The 1,181-nt window shown below is 64.5% G+C and carries 2 protein-coding genes; both read left to right on the top strand.

The window, feature by feature from the left end; all coding sequences use genetic code 11:
• The first annotated feature begins 67 nt into the window (after positions 1 to 67).
• On the top strand, positions 68 to 709 hold the full coding sequence (locus tag ABWP50_RS08000) for a glutathione S-transferase family protein (RefSeq protein WP_353217471.1): 642 nt from the start codon (positions 68 to 70) through the stop codon (positions 707 to 709).
• Positions 710 to 732: 23 nt separating this feature from the next.
• Positions 733 to 1,181: (2Fe-2S)-binding protein (locus ABWP50_RS07995; protein WP_353217470.1), on the top strand; the 449-nt coding region annotated here is incomplete at its 3' end.

Genomic DNA, 1,181 nt, shown 5'->3' with positions numbered 1-1,181 from the left:
GGGCTGCAATTGGCCTGTAAGACCAAGGCCACAATTGGCCTGCAAGATTCTTTGGGGGGATACCGGTATGATACTTTATGGTGGGAAATTGTCGCCGTTCGTGATGCGGCCACTGCTCGTTAGCCGGGCCAAGGGCGCCGAAGTGGCGCTTGGTGATTTTGACGGCGGCATCAAATCCGATGCCTATCTGGCGCTGTGCCCGACCGGCAAGATGCCCTTGCTGATCGATGGCGATCTGGCGTTGGCCGAAAGCCAGGTGATTGCCGATTATCTCGATATGGCGCTGCCCGGCCCGGCGCTGCTGCCCGCCGATGCCGCTGGCACGGCGATGGTGCGCCTGATCGTGCGCTTTGCCGATGTTTACATGGTGCCGGCGCTGACCGGGCTGTTTCGCGGCCGCGAGCATCCGGAGGGTGTGCCTGATGCCTTGAAGAATATGGGCGACGCGCTCGGCTATATCGAACATTATCGCCGCGCTGATGATGTTTTCGCGTGGGGCGCCAGCTTTACGCAGGCCGATGCTGCGCTGATCCCGCTGTTTTTCTTTCTGGACGCGCTTGATGGCCCGATGCCGACCAAGGCGCTGGTGGCGGCGCGGCCGGGGCTGGCTTCGTGGTGGGAGCGGGCCAAGGCCAGCGCGCTGGGCGCGCAGGCCATTGCCGAACAGGCCGCCGGCCTGAAGGCAATGATGGCAGCGCGCGCCGGTTGAACGGCGGCAAGGGAGCAACGCAGATGCAGATGACCCTGACAATCAACGGCCAGAGCCGCGATGTGGAGGCCCCGGCCGCTGCGCTGCTGGTGGAGGTGTTGCGCGACGATTTCGGCCTGACCGGCACGCATATCGGCTGCGACACCAGCCAGTGCGGTGCGTGCAATGTGCTGATCGATGGCGCAGCCGTGAAGGCCTGCACCATCCTGGCTGCGCAGGTGCAGGGCGCGGCCGTCACGACCATTGAAGGCGTGAGCGGCGAAGCGGGCCTGCACCCGATGCAGCAGGCGTTTCGCGATGCCCACGGCCTGCAATGCGGTTTCTGCACGCCGGGCATGGTGATTGCCGGCCTGGAAATCGTGCGCCGGCATGGGACCAGCCTGACCCCGGAGCTGGTGGCGCATGAGCTGGAAGGCAATTTGTGCCGCTGCACTGGCTATATCAACATCGTCAAGGCAGTGATCGCCGGCGC

The sequence above is a fragment of the Sandarakinorhabdus sp. genome (assembly GCF_040398645.1).
Classification (GTDB): Bacteria; Pseudomonadota; Alphaproteobacteria; order Sphingomonadales; family Sphingomonadaceae; genus Sandarakinorhabdus.
The sequence above is the reverse complement of the archived record's forward strand: the minus strand, read 5'-3'. Positions and strand labels throughout refer to the sequence as shown.